We start from the raw sequence: 3258 nt of genomic DNA, 5'->3' as shown, positions 1-3258 counted from the left end.
TAGGTGGTCGCCAGGTCATATATGGATCTTTAGCTCAGTTGGTTAGAGCAACCGGCTCATAACCGGTTGGTCCGGGGTTCGAGTCCCTGAAGGTCCACCATATTTGGGGGTATAGCTCAGTTGGGAGAGCACCTGCCTTGCACGCAGGGGGTCAAGAGTTCGAATCTCTTTATCTCCACCAAAAAGCAATCCATTAGGATTGCTTTTTTATTTTTTGTAAAACATTAGTTTAAATTGGAGAAATCAAACAAAGGTTTCTAATATAAGAAAGCCTGCAAATTAGGAACTTAAGCATAAGAAGTTATGTGAAGTTTTACTAATTATAGGAAGCGTGTGTTTACATGCTTTTTTTATTATATAGAAAATGCAATTATTGATTTAAGAAAATGCATAAAAAGTCCTAGTATTAAAGGAATTGAAGGAACTGAAAAAAATACGGATAAAATAATTACATTAAAAGAGGTATAAGCACATGCTTTTCTTATAGTTTCTTTATAAAAATATGGATGAGAATTTTGAAACGTCCTTATACTATGACTAGCAAAATTAATGCACTATACAAGGCTATTAGAATACGATAAAATTTAATAAAGCAACTTTTAATATATACTATTGAAATATTTCTTTCATTAAAGAAATATTAGTGTATATAATTAAACTTTTATTGAGGATAATAAATTCTATGTAGAAATTTATCAATAAGTATAACAAGACTTTAGGGGTATCATATAAACTTGTAAGGTTTGTAATGAACTCAAGTGAAGAATTTATAAAGGATCATTAAAGCGTGTTAAAGATGACTAGGTTAAATTTTAATCTTCAACTACCTATAGCAGGTAGAGATAGAAAGGTCAAATTGCAAGTTATTATTTGAAGTGAAAATGCAGAAAAATTGGAGGGTTTAAATGAGAATATTAATTACAAATGATGATGGAATAAATGCTAAAGGCATACAGGTTTTAGCTAAATCATTACAAGATAATCATGAAATAATATTAGTAGCACCGGATAGACAGAGAAGTGCTAGTAGTCACTCTATAACTTTAACTATACCTTTAATAATAAAAGAGGTAAAAGTTAATGGATTGAAGTGTAAGTGCTATAGTGTTAGTGGGACACCGGCAGATTGTACTAAAGTCGGTATAGAAAAATTAGTGAAAGGTAAAATTGATTTAGTTTTATCAGGAATTAATGATGGATTTAATTTAGGCACAGATGTGTTATATTCAGGAACAGTTTCAGCAGCTATTGAGGCTTCAATTATGAAGATTCCATCTATAGCTATATCTTGTGATGGTAGTGATAGTAGTTTTGATATTGGAGTGGATTATATTAGTAGGATAATTAATACTGTGGATATAGAAGAGCTTAAGGAAGATGTAGTATTAAATATGAATATTCCACCTGTATCTAAAGAAAGAGTAAAAGGTATTAAAGTTTGTAAAATAGGAGAAAGAAAATACAAAAATGTGTTTATTGAGGTTGAATCTACAAATGAACATACTAGTTACTCAGTAAAGGGCACACCAGAAGATTCTAATGAAGGAGATTCAGATGTAGCATGTATAAAAGAAGATTACATTACATTAACACCATTACATTATGATTTAACTAACTTTAACATACTAAGTAAAGTATCAAATTTGTTTGAATAAGTTTGTAGTATAATAAAAGTGATAGTTTGAGTATTTGTATTAAAGGAGCGATATGCTATGAGAAAACCTTATATTTTTACACCAGGTCCCACAGAAGTTAGAGAAAATGTTCGCTTGGCTAGGGCCATTGAGGTAACCAACCCTGATATAGATGAAAGTTTTTATGATTTTTATAAAGATACTTGTGAAAAGATTAGTAAAATAATTCATACAAACAATGATGTGTACATACTTAGTGGAGAAGGTATTCTTGGTTTGGAGGCAGCTTGTGCTTCACTAACGGAACCAAAGGATAGGGTTTTAATAATAGATAATGGAATATTTGGAGAAGGATTCGGAGATTTTGTGAAAATTTATGGTGGAGTACCTGTCTATTTTTCATCAGATAGAACCAAAGAAATATGTGTTGAAGAGTTAAGAGAGTTTTTACAAAAGGATAATCAATTTAAATATGCTACAGTTGTTCATTGCGACACGCCGTCAGGTGTGCTAAATGATATAAGCAAAATATGTCCACTATTAAAAGAATATGGAATTATAACTGTGGTGGATAGTGTTGCTGCTATGGTGGGGGAAACTCTTAAGGTAGATGAATGGAAAGTAGATATTGCATTAGGTGGGTCCCAGAAGGCTTTTTCAGCTCCACCGGGATTGACCATTTTATCCATAAGTGAAGATGCCTTTAAGGTTATGGATAATAGGAAAACACCTATTGTGGGATTTTATTGTAATCTTACTATCTGGAGAGAATACTATACTAAAAAATGGTTTCCATACACAATGCCTATAAGCGACATTATGGGATTAAATATAGCAGTAGATAATATTTTAGATGAAGGCATTGAAAAGGTAATAGAGAGGCATAGAAAAATAGCATATGCTACTAGAAAATCTTTGGAAGAGTATGGATTAAGACTGTATATCAAACAAGGATATTCTAATACAGTAACAGTGATAGAACCTCCAGAACAAATAGAAGTTAGGAAGATAATTGGTCATTTACTAGAAAAGTATAATGTTTTGTTGCCAGGATCCTTTGGATATTTAAATAATAAGGTTATTAGAATTGGTCATATGGGCGAAAATGCTCATATAGAAAAAATAGTATATATATTAAATGTTTTAGATTTAGCATTAAAAGATTTGGGGTATGTTTCTAAACATTCATTAGTGCAACTGTTCAATAATTATTACAATTAGTAACTTAATATTAGTAGAATATCAATATTTAAATATATTAGGACTTATAAGTAAATTATAAGTCCTAATATGTTTTGGAAACCTATTGAGAAAGTCAGCAGATTTCTATAGGAATATAGAATAGTAATATGGTAAATAAGGCATAGGTGGTACAATATGAATATAAACCCATCCTAGTGTATCTATATGTGAATTAATTAGAAAAACAGTGTAATAAAAAGAAATTATAGGATAAATTAGAAATTTTAAAACTATATCAATATACATACGTATATATCCATGTTATTATAAACAAGTCGTCAATGCGAAACACTAAAATAAAGCAAAAACAAAAAAAGCTTGACAAGTGATTTGATAGGTGATAAGATATAAAAGTCGCCGGATGGTGGCAACGCTACAGTGT

General features: G+C 30.5%; 2 protein-coding genes and 2 tRNA genes. All 4 read left to right on the top strand.

Going from position 1 to position 3258, the window contains the following annotated elements; translation table 11 throughout:
• The first annotated feature begins 23 nt into the window (after positions 1 to 23).
• The 4 genes from B3040_RS13260 to B3040_RS13245 all read left to right on the top strand — a co-directional run bounded on the left by B3040_RS13260 (position 24) and on the right by B3040_RS13245 (position 2855).
• Positions 24 to 100 (top strand) — tRNA-Ile (locus B3040_RS13260).
• Between the two features lie 5 nt (positions 101 to 105).
• Positions 106 to 181 (top strand) — tRNA-Ala (locus tag B3040_RS13255).
• Between the two features lie 724 nt (positions 182 to 905).
• Entirely contained in the window at positions 906 to 1655 is a 750-nt protein-coding gene (surE, locus tag B3040_RS13250; protein WP_017417241.1) for a 5'/3'-nucleotidase SurE, read from the top strand.
• A gap of 57 nt (positions 1656 to 1712) precedes the next feature.
• Entirely contained in the window at positions 1713 to 2855 is a 1143-nt protein-coding gene (locus tag B3040_RS13245; RefSeq protein ID WP_291574059.1) for a pyridoxal-phosphate-dependent aminotransferase family protein, read from the top strand.
• Positions 2856 to 3258: the final 403 nt, after the last annotated feature.

The organism is Clostridium sp. UBA4548 (genome assembly GCF_002387895.1).
Classification (GTDB): Bacteria; Bacillota; Clostridia; order Clostridiales; family Clostridiaceae; genus Clostridium_J.
The sequence above is the reverse complement of the archived record's forward strand: the minus strand, read 5'-3'. Positions and strand labels throughout refer to the sequence as shown.